At 33.7% G+C, this 19,973-nt stretch carries 13 protein-coding genes; 9 read left to right on the top strand and 4 right to left on the bottom strand.

What is annotated here, in order from left to right; all coding sequences use genetic code 11:
* Positions 1 to 67 precede the first annotated feature (67 nt).
* On the bottom strand, positions 68 to 931 hold the full coding sequence (locus tag J8M14_RS16455; RefSeq protein WP_211075906.1) for an AraC family transcriptional regulator: 864 nt from the start codon (positions 929 to 931) through the stop codon (positions 68 to 70).
* 119 nt (positions 932 to 1,050) lie between these two features.
* Between J8M14_RS16455 and J8M14_RS16450 the strand changes: the two genes are divergently transcribed.
* Both J8M14_RS16450 and J8M14_RS16445 read left to right on the top strand, forming a co-directional pair.
* Complete coding sequence (locus J8M14_RS16450; RefSeq protein ID WP_211075905.1) at positions 1,051 to 2,679, top strand: alpha-amylase family glycosyl hydrolase; 1,629 nt, start codon at positions 1,051 to 1,053, stop codon at positions 2,677 to 2,679.
* Between the two features lie 207 nt (positions 2,680 to 2,886).
* Positions 2,887 to 3,864, top strand: coding sequence for a nitronate monooxygenase (locus tag J8M14_RS16445; RefSeq protein WP_211075904.1), 978 nt, complete (start codon positions 2,887 to 2,889; stop codon positions 3,862 to 3,864).
* An 84-nt stretch (positions 3,865 to 3,948) separates the two neighbouring features.
* On the opposite strand, the gene mnmE is transcribed toward J8M14_RS16445, so the two are convergent.
* Positions 3,949 to 5,340, bottom strand: a complete 1,392-nt coding sequence (mnmE, locus tag J8M14_RS16440; protein ID WP_211075972.1) for a tRNA uridine-5-carboxymethylaminomethyl(34) synthesis GTPase MnmE — start codon at positions 5,338 to 5,340, stop codon at positions 3,949 to 3,951.
* Positions 5,341 to 5,733: 393 nt separating this feature from the next.
* Between mnmE and J8M14_RS16435 the strand changes: the two genes are divergently transcribed.
* From J8M14_RS16435 to J8M14_RS16410, 6 genes are all read left to right on the top strand, one after another.
* Positions 5,734 to 8,106: a T9SS type A sorting domain-containing protein gene (locus J8M14_RS16435; protein ID WP_211075903.1), complete on the top strand. Its 2,373-nt coding sequence runs from the start codon at positions 5,734 to 5,736 to the stop codon at positions 8,104 to 8,106.
* Between the two features lie 155 nt (positions 8,107 to 8,261).
* Positions 8,262 to 8,627 (top strand): BlaI/MecI/CopY family transcriptional regulator, encoded by a 366-nt coding sequence (locus J8M14_RS16430; RefSeq protein ID WP_211075902.1) that lies wholly within the window; start codon positions 8,262 to 8,264, stop codon positions 8,625 to 8,627.
* On the top strand, positions 8,620 to 10,296 hold the full coding sequence (locus J8M14_RS16425; RefSeq protein WP_211075901.1) for a M56 family metallopeptidase: 1,677 nt from the start codon (positions 8,620 to 8,622) through the stop codon (positions 10,294 to 10,296). The genes J8M14_RS16430 and J8M14_RS16425 overlap by 8 nt, the downstream gene beginning before the upstream one ends.
* A gap of 75 nt (positions 10,297 to 10,371) precedes the next feature.
* Entirely contained in the window at positions 10,372 to 11,553 is a 1,182-nt protein-coding gene (locus J8M14_RS16420) for a TlpA disulfide reductase family protein (RefSeq protein ID WP_211075900.1), read from the top strand.
* Between the two features lie 41 nt (positions 11,554 to 11,594).
* Positions 11,595 to 12,731 carry a TlpA disulfide reductase family protein gene (locus J8M14_RS16415; protein ID WP_211075899.1) on the top strand — a complete coding sequence of 379 codons (1,137 nt, stop codon included), beginning with the start codon at positions 11,595 to 11,597 and terminating at the stop codon, positions 12,729 to 12,731.
* Positions 12,732 to 12,974: 243 nt separating this feature from the next.
* The gene (locus J8M14_RS16410) at positions 12,975 to 13,313 is read left to right on the top strand and encodes a DUF4870 domain-containing protein (protein ID WP_211075898.1); all 339 of its coding nucleotides are present in this window, start codon (positions 12,975 to 12,977) and stop codon (positions 13,311 to 13,313) included.
* A 61-nt stretch (positions 13,314 to 13,374) separates the two neighbouring features.
* On the opposite strand, the gene amt is transcribed toward J8M14_RS16410, so the two are convergent.
* Together amt and J8M14_RS16400 are read right to left on the bottom strand one after the other, a co-directional pair.
* Complete coding sequence (amt, locus tag J8M14_RS16405; RefSeq protein ID WP_211075897.1) at positions 13,375 to 14,628, bottom strand: ammonium transporter; 1,254 nt, start codon at positions 14,626 to 14,628, stop codon at positions 13,375 to 13,377.
* A 63-nt stretch (positions 14,629 to 14,691) separates the two neighbouring features.
* Entirely contained in the window at positions 14,692 to 15,030 is a 339-nt protein-coding gene (locus J8M14_RS16400) for a P-II family nitrogen regulator (protein ID WP_211075896.1), read from the bottom strand.
* Positions 15,031 to 15,469: 439 nt separating this feature from the next.
* On the opposite strand from J8M14_RS16400, the gene gltB reads away from it, so the two are divergent.
* Entirely contained in the window at positions 15,470 to 19,969 is a 4,500-nt protein-coding gene (gene gltB, locus J8M14_RS16395; RefSeq protein WP_211075895.1) for a glutamate synthase large subunit, read from the top strand.
* The last annotated feature ends 4 nt before the right edge of the window (positions 19,970 to 19,973 follow it).

Below are 19,973 nucleotides of genomic sequence, written 5' to 3'. Positions count from 1 at the left end.
CTAATGGTGGAAGCCTTTGCTCGTTTTTAGTAACATAGTAGTCAGTAAAAAGAGGAAGGGACCAAATTTAAACATTCTGTCTATATTTTGTTCGATATTGCTTTGGTGACAGGCCTTTAATACCTGTAAATTTCTTTATGAAATAAGGTACATGGTTATAGCCTACATCATAACAGATTTTAGTTACTGTAAAAGAACTTTCTATCAAAAGTTTTGAAGCATAATCCACTCTAAGTTCATTAAGATATTGGCTAAACGTCTTGCGTGTATACTTTTTAAAATAACGACAAAAAGAAGATTTGTTCATTGACGCAATACTAGCTACTTCTTCTAAGGAGATATCTTCATGATAATTTTGAGAAATAAATTTATTAATCTTTTGTATGCGTTCAGGTTGCTCCAGGTTTTGCGGAGTACTTGAAATTATATCCATGAGCTCAAAATCATTCTCGGAATTAAGATTTTCAAGTAATGCTATAACATCAATTAGCCTATAGATACCATCTTTATGGTATGCAGATCGGATAAGGTTAAAAGCCTCAGAGTTTCTAATATCTGTAAACTTAATACCATGACTCGCCCGATCGAGTAAATGCTTAATATTATTAAATTCTGGAAGAAGAAGTAAATTGTTTTTTAAAAGATCCGTGTGTATTTGTATTACAATAAATTCTGCGTTTAATGTATTATTATAAAATTCCTCATCATTAATAAGTAAGTGGGGCACGTTGGCATCAAACACAAAAAGATCCCCCGGAGAAAATGGTTTTATAGTGTTTCTTACAAATACTTTTCCAGTACTTCTTACCACTAGCACTAATTCTATTTCCGGGTGATGATGATACGGAATATCTAGATTAGGAATTTGATATTTTTTGATCTTCAAAGACTGTGAGACCCCAATATCAATTTGTTCAAACATAGTGTTCATATAAAACTAAATTAGTAAAAAATACTACTATGGCAAATATTGTATAATTAATTGCATATGTAGTATAAACAATCCTTTCTACTTGAACATATATTTGTTTTGAACAAAAGGAAAAAATTATGAGAGATTACATTCTTGTTGTATTACTCTGTATACTATGTAGTTGTAAGCAAAAGGTAGCGACAAATGAAGTAAATACTAAGATTGAAGATGAAGAGATAATATTAAAATCTCCAGAAGAAGAGATCTTTTATCATGTGTTTCAGCGTAGTTTTTATGATAGTAATCATGACCATCACGGTGATCTAAATGGTTTTACAAGCAAATTGGATTATGTACAGGACTTGGGCATAACATCAGTGTTAATGACACCTTTGTACCCTTCTATATATTATCATAATTATTTTCCGGATGATTTCGAGGGAATAGATCTGGAGTATGGAACATTGAATGATTATATCGCAATGGTTAATAATTTGCACCAACGAGATATGAAATTCTATATGGATATGGAAATTCATTATGTAACCAAAAACCATACTTGGTTTAAAGATTCTTTTAAAAACCCTGAATCCGGATATGGAGAATATATAATTTATAATGGAGCAAATAATACAGAACCGGAATCAATTATTTTCAATCTAACGTCTTTAGAAGGGTTTGACGGTAAATCTGTAGAGATTACTACAGCAGATTTGTATAACAAAAAAGTACAAAGTTATTTTGAGGAACTATTTACATTTTGGGTTGACCCCAATCAAGATGGTAATTTTGAGGATGGAGTAGATGGCTTTAGGATTGACCATATGATGGACGACTTGGATTGGAAAGGTATTAGGACAGATTTATTTAAGAAATTTTGGGCTCCTTTATTTAAAAAGTTAAAAGCCATAAACCCAAATATTAAGTTTTTTGGAGAACAGGCAGACTGGAAGGATTATGGTGAGGACTATTTTGAAAAAGGAAAGGTTGATATGATGTTTGGTTTTGGGATAAGAGAAGGAATCGTATCTTTTGATAAAGAGACCTATATTCAAAAAGTGGATTCTACCAATCTGGCTACTCCAGAAGATAAACAGCAACTTGTGTTTCTAGAAAATCATGATATTCCCAGATACGCTTCTCTGGTAGAAAGCGATCCTGGTAAGCTAAAACTAGGAGCATTTTTGATGATGTTTTCCAAGGGAGTTCCCAGTATTTATTATGGCCAAGAACTAGGAATGGAAGGAGTAGGAGGTTTTGGTAAGTACGGAAATACTGATGCAAATGATATTCCAATGCGAGAAGCTTTTGAGTGGTATTCGACTATCGAAGGTCCTGGAATGGCATTATGGTATAAAGATACCGGGCTATGGTGGGAACAGACAAATATCCAAAGTAATGATGGTATTTCTGTAGAAGAGCAAAAGGATAACCCTGAATCACTTTTAAACTTCTATAAAAAGATGATTAATATTAGAAAATCCAATACAGCTTTACAGACTGGAAATTTAAAATTTTTAGAAAACAATCATAAGGATATTGTCAGTTTTTATCGATGGGAACAGGATAAGTTGTTGTTGGTGATTTGTAATGTAGGAAACGACAAGGCTAAGACTATGATCACTAACCTAAGTAATCCATTGGATAGAACATTTTCAAAAGTAAAACCGATGATAAAACATAAATCTAGTAATGTAATTCTCCATAATGAAACTATGGAGGTCGTTTTAGAACCATTTGGTTATGGCGTATGGCAGTTTCAATAACTTTAATCGTTACTTAATTTAATTTTTGTTAATTAATAAATGGAGTTCTTTTATATCTAGTATTATATCATAGACAGGTTGTGTCTTATATTTGTTTGATTTAATAAGGCTTTCGTCGTATACAAATTATAGTATTATATTGCAGAAAGAAATTAGAAATCGCTGATATTTTTTTCTGAAGTCATCTTTTAAAATATAAACCATATAATGAGTAAAGCACCATTTATTAAAGAGTTATCCCTACCTGCTATAGCAGCACCAATGTTTTTAATATCAGGACCTCATTTAGTTATTGAGTGTTGTAAGAATGGAATTGTAGGGACTTTTCCGGCGTTAAATCAACGAACTTCTGAAGGATTTGAAGAATGGCTTATTGAGATAAAAAAAGCACTTTCAGATTTTGAAAAAGAAACAGGTAAAAAAGCTGCTCCTTTTGGTGTCAATCTAATTGTTCATCATTCAAATCCAAGATTAAAAGACGATTTAGCGTTGTGCGTTAAACATGAAGTTCCACTAATTATCACATCGCTGGGTGCTGTATCAGAATTGGTTGATACTGTTCATAATTATGGTGGATTAGTGTTTCATGATGTTATCAAAAAACGTCATGCCGAAAAAGCTAATGAAGCGGGAGTAGATGGGTTAATTCTTGTTGCAGCCGGGGCTGGTGGTCATGCGGGAACCTTAAATCCTATGCCATTTGTTTCAGAAATTAGAAAATTCTTTAAGAAAACCATATTACTTTCTGGTTGTATTAGCACTGGAAAAGATATCGCTTCTGCCATGCAAATGGGTGCAGATTTGGCATATATGGGGACTCGTTTTATTAATACCGAAGAAAGCAAAGCACCAAAAGCATATAGAGATATGATCATAGATTGCGGAGCAAATGATATTGTATATACAGCAGCTATTTCTGGTGTTTCTGCCAACTTTTTAGGTCCAAGTTTAAATGCTATGGGGATAACAGAAGAAATGTTAGCGAGGAAGAAAAAAGTCGATTTTGGAGAAGAATTGACGGTCAATGAAAATGAGGCTAAAGCTTGGGCAACTATTTGGTCTGCAGGTCAAGGTGTGGCAACTATTAGCAATTCGCTTACTGTAAATGATTTAGTTTCGGGTTTGAAAACCGAATTCAAAACTGCTATTGAAGAGCAGTGTAAATTATTAGAGACGTATAAATAATAATCATCCGAGTATTAAATTAGAGTCAAGGCACAAAGTTTTATGTGTCTATAAAGGATGATACTTTTTTAGGATAAAGTAAATCTATTTTCCGATACAGAAATTAGCAAAAATATTACCTAGCAAATCATCAGATGTGATCTCACCAGTGATTTCACCAAAATGATACAACGCCTGTCGGATATCGATAGCCATTAGGTCACCTGATAAACCATTGTCAATACCATACTGTACTTTTTGGATTTCTTCTAGAGCCTTTAACAATGCATCATAATGACGAGAATTCGTTACAATGGTTTCATCATTACGCAAAGCTCCAGTGTTAACAAAATCCAGAAGTTTGTTTTGTAATTCTTCTACACCAACATTTTGCTTGGCAGAAAGCAAATGGATATTCTCAATTTCTGAAGTTAAGGTTGTAATCTGAGATTCATCAAGTTTATCCACTTTGTTAGCTACCACAATTAGTGGTTTTTGGGGATACTTATTTTTTATTTTGCCAATTTCAGTTTTTAATTGTTGCAAACCGTCCAAAGTTAATTCTGAACTATCTACTAAATAAATAACTACTTGGGCTTGATCTATCTTTTCAAAAGTCTTTTTGATTCCAATACTTTCTACTACATCTTTAGTATCTCTAATACCTGCAGTATCAATAAATCTAAATCCTATACCACCAATATTGATTTCATCTTCAATGGTGTCCCGAGTAGTTCCTGCAATGTCAGAAACAATGGCTCGTTCTTCATTCAATAAAGCATTCAGTAGCGTAGATTTACCAACATTAGGTTCACCAACAATTGCAACCGGAATTCCATTTTTGATCACATTTCCTACTGCAAAAGAATCAATCAATCGTTTTAAAACCCTGGTAATTCTTGATATTAAATCCTGAAACTGTGCTCTATTTGCAAATTCTACATCTTCTTCGGCGAAATCAAGTTCTAGTTCAATGAGCGATGCAAAATTGAGAAGTTCATCTCGTAACTTTTTAATTTCATTACTAAATCCACCACGCATTTGCTGCATAGCAATCTGATGAGAAGCTTCAGAATCCGATGCAATAAGATCTGCTACTGCTTCTGCCTGAGATAAATCTAGTTTTCCATTGATAAAAGCGCGTAAGGTGAATTCTCCGGCATTAGCCGCTCTACATCCTTTTCGAAGTAGTAATTGAATGATTTCTTGCTGAATATAGCTGGATCCATGACAAGAAATTTCTACCGTTGGTTCTCCTGTATAAGAATTAGTTCCTTTAAAAATAGAAACGAGTACTTCGTCTAACACACGTTCATCATCCATAATATGTCCCAAATGTATCGTATGGCTTTTCTGTTTATTTAAATCTTTTCCGCTCACTGATCTAAAAAGTGAAGAACAAATATCAATTGATTCTTTTCCGGAAACTCTTATTACAGCAATAGCTCCTGCTCCAGAAGGGGTGGCTAGTGCTACTATGGTATCTTGAGAAATCATATTCGTGTACTGAATGGCAAAAATAGATATTAATCTATTCACTTTAAGTACGCATTCTTAAACTTTTTTTGAGGAGTTGTTTTTCTTTTGTTATCTTGTACGAGGAATGAAGTAAAAATACTTCTTTAAAGTATCTACCCGTTTCCCGTTTTAGGGAAAAAGAATTAAGAGAAAAATTAGATTTCCGATATTAGGTTAATTACTTAATAACGGTTTATTGGGAAACAATTTTGTTGTAATAACAATTACAGCAATTCTAATGTACGAACTAAATTTAATGTCTAACCAATAATTTTAACCTTAATTCTTATGAATTCTAAACACACAAACTCAACTAATTCATGTGGCTTTTATTCCTTTCGGAAATTTAGCTTACTTATTTTAGCAACTTGTATGTTTGTCCCACTTATAAATTGGGCACAAACTGCACCATTAAAAAGCAGATATGAAACACGTAGCCTTGCTTTAAAGTCAAAAGGCAATCAAGCTAAGAATACCACTGAAGTTATTACAGAAACTGTTTCGGAAAAAGGCGCGACATGGTTGCGTTTATTCCTGGAAAATGTTAACCTTGGTAAAAATAGTAGCTTAACCATTACATCAGATTTAGATGGAGCTACACAAACATTAACTTCTGCTACCATTAAAGACTGGAAGAATACAACTGCTTATTTTAATGGAGATAAAATTACTCTTAAGCTTACGGTTGCGGCAGGAGAAAAGTCTATTGGATTTAATATTAAAGAAATAGGAATTGGAGAACTAGATCCTACGATTAAATCTCAATGTGGATCCAGAGACGATAGAGTAGATTCTAATGATGCTGCTATTGGTAGAATTGTACCGATTGGTTGTACCGGATGGATTATAACTAATGGAAAATTGGTAACTGCAGGACATTGTGTAGGTAGCCGTGCACAGATTATAGAGTTTAATGTACCTAAATCAAATCCGGATAGAACTATTGTTCATCCGGGTCCAGAGGATCAGTATCCAATTGGTAACTTTGTATCCCCATATCCAGGTAATGCAAGCCAGGCAAACGACTGGGCGGTTTTTGAAGGTTTTGCCAATTCTCAAACAGGGTTAACACCAATTCAAGGACAAGGAGCATCATACAATGTAGTACGGGATGCCCCAGGAGCAAATATTACAATAACCGGATTTGGTACTGATACAGGAATTGATAACCAAACGCAACAGATTCACACAGGGCCATTATCTTCTTCGAATAATACTTTTGTGAGATATAGAACCGATACTACCGGAGGTAATTCAGGAAGTCCAATTATTGATGCAGCAACGGGTAATGCAGTAGGTGTTCATGCGTATGGAGGTTGTTCAGGATCAGGAGGTTCTAATTCTGGAGAAAGAGCAACGATTCCTGCATTTTGGAATGCAATGGGATTAGGTACTCCACCACCTCCACCACCAAGTGAAGATTGTACGGGTAATGTTTCTTCTTTTCCATATGCCGAAAGTTTTGAATCCAGTCTTGGGGCATGGAAAAATGCTACATCAGGAGATGATATCGATTGGACAAGAGATGCTAATGGTACTCCATCTAACAATACAGGGCCAAGTAGTGGAGCAGATGGTAGTTTCTACCTTTATGTAGAAGCTTCTGGAAATGGAACAGGATATCCTAACAAAAGAGCAATCTTAAACTCTCCTTGTTTGAATTTTAATGGTTTAACGACTCCAACACTTACATTCCAGTATCATATGTTTGGTAGCGCTATTAATTCTTTAACTGTTGAAGCCAGAACTGATAATACTGGGAACTGGACAAGTGTATTCAATAAAAATGGAGCACAAGGTTCTAACTGGAATACTGCTGATGTAGATCTATCAGCTTATGACGGAGAAGCAAGTGTACAATTACGATTTAATGTTGTTACTGGTAGTGGTGGAGATGGCTGGCAAAGTGATATTGCTATAGACGCTGTTAGTATACAAAATGGTAACGGAGGTCCAGGACCAGATCCAGATTGTGCTGCACTGAATCTTAATGATTTCCAAATCAATCCTTTCTCTAATCAAGATAGAGGTGGTACTGCTACTATTGTAAATGGCGGGGCGGGATTATCTATGCAAAACAATACTTGGAAAGAAATTGCTCTTAATTATACAGTAACCGCTAATACAGTTGTAGAATTTGATTTCAGTAGTTCAGCACAAGGAGAAATCCATGCAATTGGATTTGAAGATGATGATGCTTTAACACCTGCTAGATATTTTAAAGTTCACGGTACTCAGAATTATGGAGTAACCAACTATGATAATTATGCTGGAGGTACAACATCATATGTAATCCCAGTTGGTAATTTCTATACTGGTACTATGAATAGATTTGTATTCATTAATGATGATGATGTGGGATCAGGAAATACATCTATATTCTCTAATGTAAAGATTTATGAAGGATCTTGTGCAGGATCATTAACTACGGAAGCTGCAATTGCTCAATTAGGAGGAGCTACTCCAACTTTGGGTACAGAAGGCGAAGATGATTTCTTAGGAGTTGATATATCACCAAACCCTACAAACGGGGCGTTTTCAATCCGTGTTAAAGGTAACTTTAGATCCAATGAAAAGATTAATGCTACAATATATAATATCTTAGGAAGCGTAAAAGCAGAGATTGGATTAAAACAGGGTGTTAATACTTTATCCGCTAGTGAGCTATTGTTGCCAACAGGTATTTACCTAGTTAAGGTAAAAGGTAGTAATATTAATACCACTCAGAAGCTTATCATTAGATAACTCTATATTAAAAAAAACACATTAAATTTAGTTTAAGCACCTCGAAATTCGAGGTGCTTTTTTGTTATATATTATCTTGGATTTATATAACATGTAACTATTCTTTTTGGTTGTTACGAATTCTTTCGTATGTTTGTTACGAAAATATTCGTAGAATGAAATCGTTTACAGATAAAGAATTCGAGATTTTGACTGTTTTATGGGAATTACAGGAAGGTTCTGTTCAGGAAGTTCATGAAAAACTTAATACTACCAGTAGATATACCACTACTCTGAAGAAAATTCAGATCATGTATGATAAAGGACTTTTGGATAGAAGAAAAGAGGGAAAGAAACATATTTACATACCAAAAGTAGATCAAAAGAAAGCTCAAGTTTCTGGAATTAAGAAAATGATTAGTGGGCTTTTTGGGGGATCTACTGTTAGTTTTGCTCAAAGCTTTCTGGGTAATACTAAACCTACTAAAGAAGAATTGGAAGCCATTAAAGAAATGATCAAAAAAATGGAAAAAGATGCTTGAGGTTTTTTATAGTGGATGGTTGGATTTTTTGTTGGACTCTATTTGGGTTGGGGGTGTATTCTGGTTGTTTTTATGGATGTGTTTAAAGATAATTAATGGAAAATATGCTAGAGTACGATATTATATATCCTTATTTGTTTTGGTCGGATTTTTATTAGCACTGTTTGTAATATCATTTGGGTACAATTCTATATACCAATCCTGGTTGAAACCCAAAATAATGATATTAATGGTTGATTATACGCCTGAACATCAACCGATAAGTTTTGATTTTATAGATAAAGTTCAGCTATTCATTGTTACTTACAATTATTATATATGCCTATTCTGGTTTTTGGGAACAATGATATATCTGGTAAAACTTTTTAACCAGTCCAGAGCTATTAAAAGTATTCAGGAAACAGGGATTTCTGATTATGGATTGGATGTTTTAAAAACTGATTTGCTTCACAAGTTAGGGATTCATAGAGAGGTTGTAATTAAGTTTATACGTAATGGGAGTCATCCATTCACTGTAGGATATTTCAAACCAATTGTGTATTTTCCAATACAAGTAATTACAGGCTTTTCTGCAGATGAGTTAGAATTAATTCTTTTTCATGAACTGATACATATCAAGAGGAATGATTATCTGATTAATCTTATACAATTATGGGTGGAAGCTATTTTCTTTTTTAATCCTTTTGTACGACATATTTCTAAAATGGTTAAGAATGAAAGAGAAGCTTCTTGTGACTACAATGTGATTAACGAAGGGTATTCTAAATTAATGTATGCAAAAGCATTAGAACGTTCTTATGAGCTGCATTATGATTTAGCACTGAGTTTTGGTAGTCAAAATGTATTTTCTAGAATTAAAAATCTTACCTGGTTTCAAACTTCAACTCGTAAACAAAATAAGTGTCAAAGTATATTGTTAGGGTTATTTGCAGCAGGTTTTATATTTATGACATTAGGGTTTGGTGTTTTTACTAAAAATGATTTTTTAGAAAAGGTCATAGCTAAAGATGTGATTGTGTATCCCAGATTTTATGTTAATATAGATACTTTAATTTTTCAGATGGATGAGCATAGACATGTACATTTATATTGTGAGACAGAATATTCTTATTATGAAGATGGGATAATGAAAAATGATGAATTATGGTCTAATTTTGAAGTTAAAGAAGTTTACAAAGGCGATTATACTGATATTACATATATAGATAAATTTTCTGGACAAATAATTGCTTCAGCCAGTAAAAGAAAAGATAATTCTGATTGGAATAATTTTCAAAGAGAGTTAAGTGGATATTGTTTGATGGAACCAGATGATGTTATCAGGGGTGTTCAATATGCATTACTGGGAGCTGTTTATTTGTATGATGAAAGGATACCAAACGATTTACAAAAAAAATATAGAACCAAATATCCAAACGCTTTTCCAAAATCTAGATTGACAGCAGCGGATAGTGCTTTTTTAAAGCAAATCGTTTATGAATTACAAAAAGATAAATTAGTAGATCCGGATTACGAAAAAGCACAAGTAGCATTTAATGCAAAGCCTGGAGGAGTCTTATTACTCAACAATGTTAGACTTTCTAAAAAACATGCAGAAAAATACTATATCTATCTCGAACAAACATCCGGAAAGCATTTTTATGAAGGTGCTACCTACCGTATAAAATAGTTTTGTGAAAAGAAATACATTCAATCAATCAAAATTTGAACATTTGATATAACCAATATCTAAAACTCATCAATCATGAAACGAACTTTAGTTTTTATGGCTATGATTAGCCTATGTAACAACTATGCTCAATCAAGTACCGAAATTCTAAACAAAACGATCTTAAAACTTAACTCTTTAAAGACTATTGAGTATAATACATCAGTGAAATTTCTTTATAAAAACGAAGATGAAAATACTACATATAAAGCAAATTGTTATTTTGATTTTACTAGTAAAGACACCTTGATAGGTGCTAAATATCATTTTGTATCCGAGGCAGGAGAACAAGTTTTTAATGGAAAGCAAAAATTCGACTCCAATAATAAAAATCAAAGAGTTCTTTATGAGAATAAACCTCATAAATATCAGGTAAACAGTTCAATATTTTCTTTAAGGTCATTAAACGAAATACGGACTATTTTACCAGTTTTTTTAAAGGACGCTACAATTGTTAGAACACAAAACAAGGATACAATAATTAATAATGTAGTTTGCTACAAGTTTAATTTCGTAATACCAAATAGATATATTTCTGAAGGCGATTTAACAGCGGTTTCGGAAAATATGAAAGGTTATAAGTCTTATTATGAACTTGTAATTTCTAAAGAAGAAAAACTTCCTGTTTTTGTGAAGACGAAAAATTCTATAGGTGATCAAGTAATTACAGTTTCATTGAGTGATTTTAATATATCTGCAACTAGAGATCAATCAATATGGAGTTATAATAGATTTCCGGAAGGATATTTAATCCTGTCAGAAAGAGAATATTTTAAAAGGAAACGAATGAAAACGGAGAATAAAATTGGCCAAAAAGCACCTTATTTTATGTTACCAATGATTGATGGAGATCCGGTTTCTCTTTCTAAATTAAATAATGAACTTATATTGTTAGAATTTTGGTTTCCATATTGCATAGGATGTGTAAAAGCGGTACCTGATATTAATGAAATTCAAGAGAAATATAAAGAAAAAGGATTAGCAGTATACGGTATAGAATTTACAAAATCAGATGACAAAGGATTAGAAAAGTATATTAAAAAACAAAAAGTTAATATACCTACACTATATAAAGGTAAAAAAACTGCCGCTTCATACGGAACCTCTGCAGCTCCAACATTTTACCTTCTCAATAAAGAAAAAGTGATCTTGTACGTAAGCATTGGTTTGAATATAGAGGAGTTGATTAAAGTTATTGAGGGTAATATAAAAGGATAAAATAACGGAATACATTAAAATTTATAAAAAGAATGACTATTATGAAAAAAATATTTTTACTTATCACAGCATTACTTCTTTTAGGATGTAACAAACAACAAAAAGATAAAGTAGAAAAAGGGTTTGTAATCAACGGAAAAGCCACGAATTTTAAAGAAGGTACATTGTTATATCTGGATGATCCTGATACTCAAGCTAGAATTGATAGTGTTACAATTATAAATGGAGAGTTTCAGTTTAAAGGAAAACTTAATAAACCTAAACGACTATTTTTAACGACTAAGTTTGATCCTCAAAACCAAGATACTCATAAATACACATCTTTTTGGGTGGATAATGGGGTGATCAATTTTGAAGGAGATTATAATGATTTCAGGTTTCCTAAAGTTAGTGGTTTGAAACTTCATGACATTAATCGAGAACTTTCTAAATTAACTCAACCTATTAACAGAAGAATGGATAGTTTATCAAAACTATATAATGATGATAACGAAAATAATAGAAGGGTATCTTCTGAGGTTCAAAAAGCGATGCGTATAAATGATAGTATCACTATGCGTTTTGTAAAAGAAAACCCTAATAATTATGTGTCACTATCCAGTACCTTATACTTAACAGATAATCTTTCAAAAGAAGAATTGAGAGCTATTTATAATGCATTGGACCAAGACCTTAAAGAAACTGATGAAGGGAAAGCTATAAAACAATATATGAATATTGATAAAATATTAGAAAAAGGAGATCAATTGGCAGATCTACAAGGAGAGACACTTTCTGGAGAAGTCAAATCCTTAGCAGCAATAGTAAAGCAACATAAATACACGATTCTGGATTTTTGGGCAGCAGGTTGTGGACCTTGTCGTATGCAAAGTAAGCAGTATACTGATCTACATGAAACTTACCAAGAAAAAGGACTGGCAATAGTAAGTTTTTCATTAGATAAGAATAAAGAACATTGGAAGAAAGCTTCAGAAGAGGATAGTATTTCTTGGATTAATATTTCTGACCTTAAAGGTATGGATGGAATTGCTCCAATGACTTATGGAATTAGAGGTATCCCCAATAGTTTTTTAATTAATCAAGAAGGACAGATAGTATCAGAATTTAATGGTTTTAATCCTAATGAAGCTCCTTTTCAGAATGAGTTAGAAGAGTTTTTTGAAAAAGAGACCGAATAATTTTTAAAAATATTTTTAATTGATAAAGGCTATTGAATGAGTTCAATAGCCTTTTGATTTATGAATTAATAAAAAATAAAGATAAACGTTTGATAGGTTGATTGTATTTTGGAGACTACTATCTAGTTGATATGAAATTTGGAATATTTACTGTAACACTTTGATGATATTTTCGTCATATAAGTATAGATTGCTAATTTTATTAGCATTTTTCATCAATAATCAATCAAAAACAAAGAAATCATGAGACAGGACAAATCATTACTCGTTATTACACATTTATCGCAATTATTGGATCTTATAACCGGATTTGGAGGGTTTATAGTGCCATTGATACTATGGTTGACTCAGAGAGAGCAAGTTTTAGCAATGGATGAACACGGTAAATCGATCATGAATTTTCAGATTAGTATGTTTATTTATGCATTAATCTGTATTCCTCTTACACTTTTATTTGGACTAGGTTTATTAGGATTTATTGTGATAGCTATACTGTGTTTTGTATTTCCTATTATAAATGCAATTAAAGCTAATAATGGAGAAAGACCTTCATATCCGTTATCAATGGAAATTATAAAATAATAATATAAAAAAACGGGCGATTATATATCGCCCGTTTCTATAGTTAAACACTATTTAGATTTTAGTGTTGGTTAAGTCTAAAGTCAGGATAAGCATCCATACCATGTTCGTGGCTATCAAGACCATCGATTTCTTCTTTTTCAGAAACTCTGATACCAATTGTCTTCTTAAGTGTGAATATAATTATAAAAGCAGTTACTACACAGAATCCACCTGCTGCTAATACTCCAATTCCTTGAACAAGGAATTGATCAAAACCAGCTTTAGCTCCAAAGATTCCTACTGCTAGCGTTCCCCAGATACCACAGATCAAGTGAACGGCAATAGCACCTACAGGATCATCTAATCTTAATTTGTCAATTAGTGCTACACCAAATACAATAATTGCACCTGCAATAGCTCCAATTAATACTGCATCAGTTGGACTCATTTGATCTGCACCAGCAGTAATACCAACTAACCCTCCTAGTATACCATTAAGAAACATAGTAAGGTCATAGTTTTTATACATCAATGTAGAAACTAAGAATGCAACCACACCACCTGCAGCAGCAGCTAAGGAAGTTGTAACTAGAGTAAGTGAAGTTCCGGCAGCATCGGCAGAAAGCACAGAACCTCCATTAAATCCGAACCATCCTAACCATAGGATTAATACACCCGCAGCAGCTAGAGGTATATTATGACCAGGGATCGCTTGTGGTTTTCCTTCTGAGCTAAATTTACCAATTCTGGATCCTAGCAACCATACAGCTACTAATGCAGCCCATCCTCCTACGGAGTGAACTAATGTAGAACCAGCAAAGTCATAAAACCCTTCAGCTTCACCTATTTGTAAAGAAGATAAGAATCCACCTCCCCATTGCCATGAACCTACTATTGGGTATACTAAACCAACATAGACGATGGTAAAAATCATAAATGCTCCAAGTTTGATGCGTTCTGCAACGGCACCAGATACAATTGTTGCGGCAGTAGCAGCAAACATTCCCTGGAATAAGAAATCTGTCCAGTATGTGTATCCTTCATTATAAGTTAAGTCCAATGACCCATCAACAACAGGAGAAGTTAATCCAAAACCTGCAAAACCAAGAACTCCGCTAGAGCCTTCAGCAAATCCAGGATACATTAAGTTGAAACCTACCAGGCAGTATAATAATAGGCCTACGCAGATAATAAATACATTCTTAAAAAGTATGTTGATTGTGTTTTTTTGACGAGTTAATCCAATTTCTAAAAAAGAAAATCCTAAGTGCATGAAAAATACCAGTGCAGTACACACCATCATCCATACATTGTTTACAGTTAACATTTCCATTATATATATGACTATTTAAATTTATTTTTTGTTTTCAGTTGGTCAATTTTAGTGATCGGAATACTAGTTTAATGTCCCTCCACCTTTTTCTGAAGTACGAATTCTATATGCTTCTTTAACGTCAGAAACAAATATTTTTCCATCTCCTACTTCACCTGTTTTTCCGGCTTCAAGAATAGCCGAGATAGCAGCTTCTTCATAATCGTCATTCACTACTATAGATAAAAAACGTCTTTGAATATCCGTGGTACTATAAGAAATTCCTCTATATACGCTGCCTTTTTGCTCGTGGCCAACACCGGTTACATCCCAGTATGAGAAGAACATTACCCCTTTATCGTGTAAAGCTTCTTTTACAGCACGGTACTTTGATCTTCTGATGATTGCTTCTATTTTCTTCATAAAGACTAAAAAGTTAAAATTAATGTTAAATTCGAACCAAAAATATGTTATTTTATTTCTTACATCCAAAAATCATAGGGTAATCACGTAATTTTTATTGATATTAAATATTTTACCCCTAAAAAATAGGGGGTATATATTTTTTAGGTAAAAAAATGATGATTTCGCACTATGTTACTGCCACTTTTTTACGAAAACGTTTTCATTAGAATTTATTGATAATGAGATAGGTAGATATTCGTGTAAACTCAGGTTATTTCTAGGAAAATCGCATTATCAAATTCGTAATCAATAGTCTTTATTTTGTGATTATTTGATTCAATTACCACTTTTATTGTTGAGCTCTAAAAAGTACCTTGGATTGAACAGTTTTTCTTTCTTCTTCCTTAACGTTTTGTTAATTTCAACATCTTGAAACACTTTTAAGTCGGAAAATAATATGAAGAAACAAGGAATGTATCTACCGGAATTTGAGCACGACGCATGTGGTGCCGGATTTATCTGTAGTTTGGAAGGAAAAAAGTCTAATGATATTATTCATAAAGCTTTAGAAATTCTTGAAAAATTAGAACATCGTGGAGCTGTAAGTGCTGATGGCAAGACAGGAGATGGAGCTGGAATACTTATAGATATTCCTCATGATTTTTTTGTGGAAAATTGTGATTTTGATTTACCAGAAGCTGGAGAATATGCTGTTAGCAACGTTTTCTTACCAAAAAAAGATAATCAGAGACAATTTTGTATAGATACATTCGAACAGAATATAGTTGATCAAGATCTCGTATTACTCGGATGGAGAGATGTTCCTGTAGATCATATACATTTAGGAGAAATAGCTGCCACTACTGAGCCATTTATAAAACAAATATTTATTGGTAAAAAAGATGCAGATCAAAGTTATTTTGACTTTAATCTAAAACTTTTTACAGCTCGTAAGATAACAGAACATACAATTTATAGCTCTAAATTATCTGAAAGTAAGTTTTTCTACTTACCAAGTTTGTCTACTAAGACTTTAATATTTAAAGGACTTTTAATGCCCGAGGATATTAAGTTATACTATACAGATCTTATGGATCCTAAAGTAGTTACGAGATTAGCATTAGTACACCAGCGTTTTTCTACTAATACATTTCCTACCTGGGATTTGGCGCAGCCCTTTAGATATATGTGTCATAATGGAGAGATCAATACTTTAAGAGGTAACGTGACCAGAATGCGTTCGAGAGAAGAATTACTCGAGAGTAACTGGTTCGGAGAAGATATTAAGAAAATACTTCCGGTTGTATTAAAAGGTAAATCGGATTCTGCTTCTATGGATATGGTGGTAGAGTTGTTATTAATGACCGGGAGATCACTTCCTGAAGTAATGATGATGATGGTGCCTGAAGCTTGGGAGAAAAACCCTGAGATGTCTGATGTTAAAAAAGCATTCTACGAGTATAATTCTTGTGCTATGGAGCCATGGGATGGCCCTGCGTCCATTCCTTTTACTGATGGTAATTATATAGGAGCCGTTTTAGATAGAAATGGATTGAGGCCATCTAGATATACAGTAACTAAAGATGGTTATGTAATTATGTCTTCAGAAACAGGAGTGGTTGATATCGCACCAGAGAATATAGAATTTCATGGCCGATTAGAACCTGGTAAGATGTTCCTGGTAGATATGAGTGAAGGTAGAATTGTGAACGATGAAGAGATTAAGGAGAAAATTGCAGCGCAACATCCATATCGCGAATGGCTTAATGACAATTTAGTACATCTTAAAGAAATCCCATATAACGACTGTCCTTTATTTTTAGGCGAAGAAACCGTTTCTAAACGTAAAGAAGTGTTTGGTTATACTCAGGAGGATATAGATACTATTATTTCACCAATGGGACAGTTGGGTAAAGAGCCAATCGGTTCGATGGGATCAGATACACCAATTGCAGTACTTTCTGAAAGACCACAACTGATTTATAATTATTTCAAACAATTATTTGCTCAGGTTACTAACCCTCCATTAGATGGAATTCGTGAAGAATTAATCTGTGATATTAGTTTGACCTTAGGAGCTGATCATAATATATTTGATATTAATGAAAAACACTGTAATAAGTTAAAAATACAGAATCCTGTTATTTCTAAAGAGGATTTAGATAAAATAAAAACGTATTCTGATAAAGGCTTCAAAGCAACTTCTGTACCTATATTATATAATGTTAATAGAGGATTAAATGGTCTTGAGGACGCTTTAGATAAAGTGTTGAAAGATGCTTCAGAAGCCATAGATGGTGGTACAAATATTATCATCCTTTCTGATAGAAATGTAAGTAAACATAGAGCACCAATACCTGCATTGTTAGCTTGTTCATATGTAAATAGTGGTTTGCAAAAACTTGGTAAACGCTCTAAAGTTAGCCTTATTATAGAGTCTGCAGAGCCTAGAGAGGTACATCATTTTGCGTTACTATTTGGATATGGTGCAAGTGCCATTAACCCATATATGGTAAATGAAATTATAGGAGAAGAGATCACTGAAAATAATATTACCGAGCTTACTTTTGAAGATGCAGTCAATAATTATAACAAAGCTGTTGGTAAAGGGGTACTGAAGGTGATGAATAAGATTGGTATCTCTACTTTAAATTCTTATAGAAGCTCTCAGTTATTCGAATGTATTGGTATCAATACGAAAGTTGTAGATCAATATTTTCCTAATACAGCTACCCGTATTGAAGGAATTGGCTTATATGAGATTGAAAAAGAGATCTCCAAAAGACACAAAAGAGCTTACACAGAAAGAGAAGTTGATGCTAATCTTGATTTAGAAATTGGAGGACAATACAGATGGAGACGTAATGGAGAAAAACATCAGTTTAACCCATTGTCTGTAGCAAAATTACAAAAATCTGTAAGAGATAATGATCCAAAGACTTATAAGGAATATGCAGAATTAATCAATGAACAATCTAAATCATTAATGACAATTCGCGGATTATTAGAATTCTCTAATTATGATCCGATTCCGATTGATGAGGTAGAACCATGGACAGAGATTGTGAAAAGGTTCAAAACAGGAGCGATGTCTTATGGATCAATAAGTCAGGAAGCACACGAGAATCTTGCCATAGCAATGAATCGTATCGGAGGAAAAAGTAACTCTGGAGAAGGAGGAGAGAATCCACTACGTTTTTATAAGGATGTAAACGGTGACTGGAAGAATAGTGCAATCAAGCAGGTTGCTTCAGGACGATTTGGAGTTTCTTCAAACTATTTAACTAATGCTGCTGAGATTCAGATAAAAATGGCTCAAGGGGCAAAACCAGGAGAAGGAGGACAGTTACCAGGACCTAAAGTAAATCCTGAAATTGCTAAAACCCGTAATTCTACACCCTATGTAGGATTGATTTCACCACCACCACATCACGATATTTATTCTATTGAAGATTTGTCACAGTTGATTTTTGATTTAAAATCAGCAAATAGAGATGCAAGGATAAATGTAAAATTAGTATCTGAAGTCGGAGTAGGTACTGTAGCTGCTGGGGTAGCAAAAGCTAAAGCCGATGTTGTTTTAGTTTCCGGATTTGATGGAGGAACAGGTGCGTCACCATTGACTTCGTTAAAACACGCAGGATTACCTTGGGAATTAGGTATCGCAGAAGCACAACAAACGCTTGTCGGTAATAATCTTCGTAGTAGAATTGTACTGGAATGTGACGGGCAGTTAAAAACAGGGCGTGATGTCGCAGTAGCTTGCCTTTTAGGAGCAGAAGAGTTTGGTTTTGCGACTGCACCATTAGTAGCATCAGGATGTATTATGATGAGGGTATGTCATCTAAATACTTGTCCGGTTGGTATCGCAACTCAGAACCCTGAACTTCGTAAAAAGTTTAAAGGTAAGCCGGAACATGTAGTTAACTATATGTATTTCATTGCACAAGAATTACGTGAGATTATGGCTCAGCTTGGTTTCCGTACTGTAAATGAAATGGTTGGGCAAGTACAAAAACTAGATCATAAAAAAGCGATTGAACATTATAAAGCTGCCGGTATAGATCTTACACCAATTTTACATCAGGTAGAAGCTCCAGAAGGGGTAGCAGTTTATAATACCGAAAAACAGGATCACGGTTTAGGAAAGTCTATTGATTTCGAAATTATAGAACAAGCACACCCGGCGCTATTCCGTAAGGAGAAGACAACATTGGATTTTGATATTACCAATACGGATAGAGCTGTCGGAGCTATATTAAGTAATGAGATTTCTAAAATATATGGAGCTCAGGGATTACCAGATAGCACCTTAAAATTAAACTTTACCGGAGCAGCTGGACAAAGTTTTGGAGCTTTTGCTACTAAGGGATTAACAATGGTGGTTAATGGTAATACTAACGATTATTTGGGGAAGGGCCTTTCTGGTGCCAAATTGGTAATCAAGGTACCTGATGAAGCAACTATTGTTCCTGAAGAAAATATTATCACTGGTAATGTTACTTTATATGGTGCAACGGCTGGAGAAGTATATATCAATGGTAAAGCAGGTGAGCGATTCTGTGTTCGTAACTCTGGAGCTAAAGCGGTTGTAGAAGGTATCGGAGACCACGGATGTGAATATATGACCGGAGGTGTTGCAGTGATCCTTGGAGAAGTTGGTAGAAACTTTGGAGCAGGAATGTCAGGAGGTATTGCCTATATATATGATGATAAAAAGACCTTTGAAGCACATTGTAACAAAGAAGCGTTGAACCTTGATCCGGTCATAGGACAAAAGGATATTGATGAATTAAAAGAACTGATCGAAAATCATTACAATGCTACTTTGAGTCCTTTGGCACAAAGAATTCTGGAAAACTGGGAAAATGAATTACCAAAATTCATTAAAATCTTCCCAGAAGAGTACAAGCAAGCCTTAAAACGATTAGAAGAAGAAAAATTAGCACAAGCATAAAACG

Origin of the sequence: Aquimarina sp. MMG016 (assembly GCF_018100805.1) — a bacterium.
Lineage (GTDB): Bacteria > Bacteroidota > Bacteroidia > Flavobacteriales > Flavobacteriaceae > Aquimarina.
The sequence above is the reverse complement of the archived record's forward strand: the minus strand, read 5'-3'. Positions and strand labels throughout refer to the sequence as shown.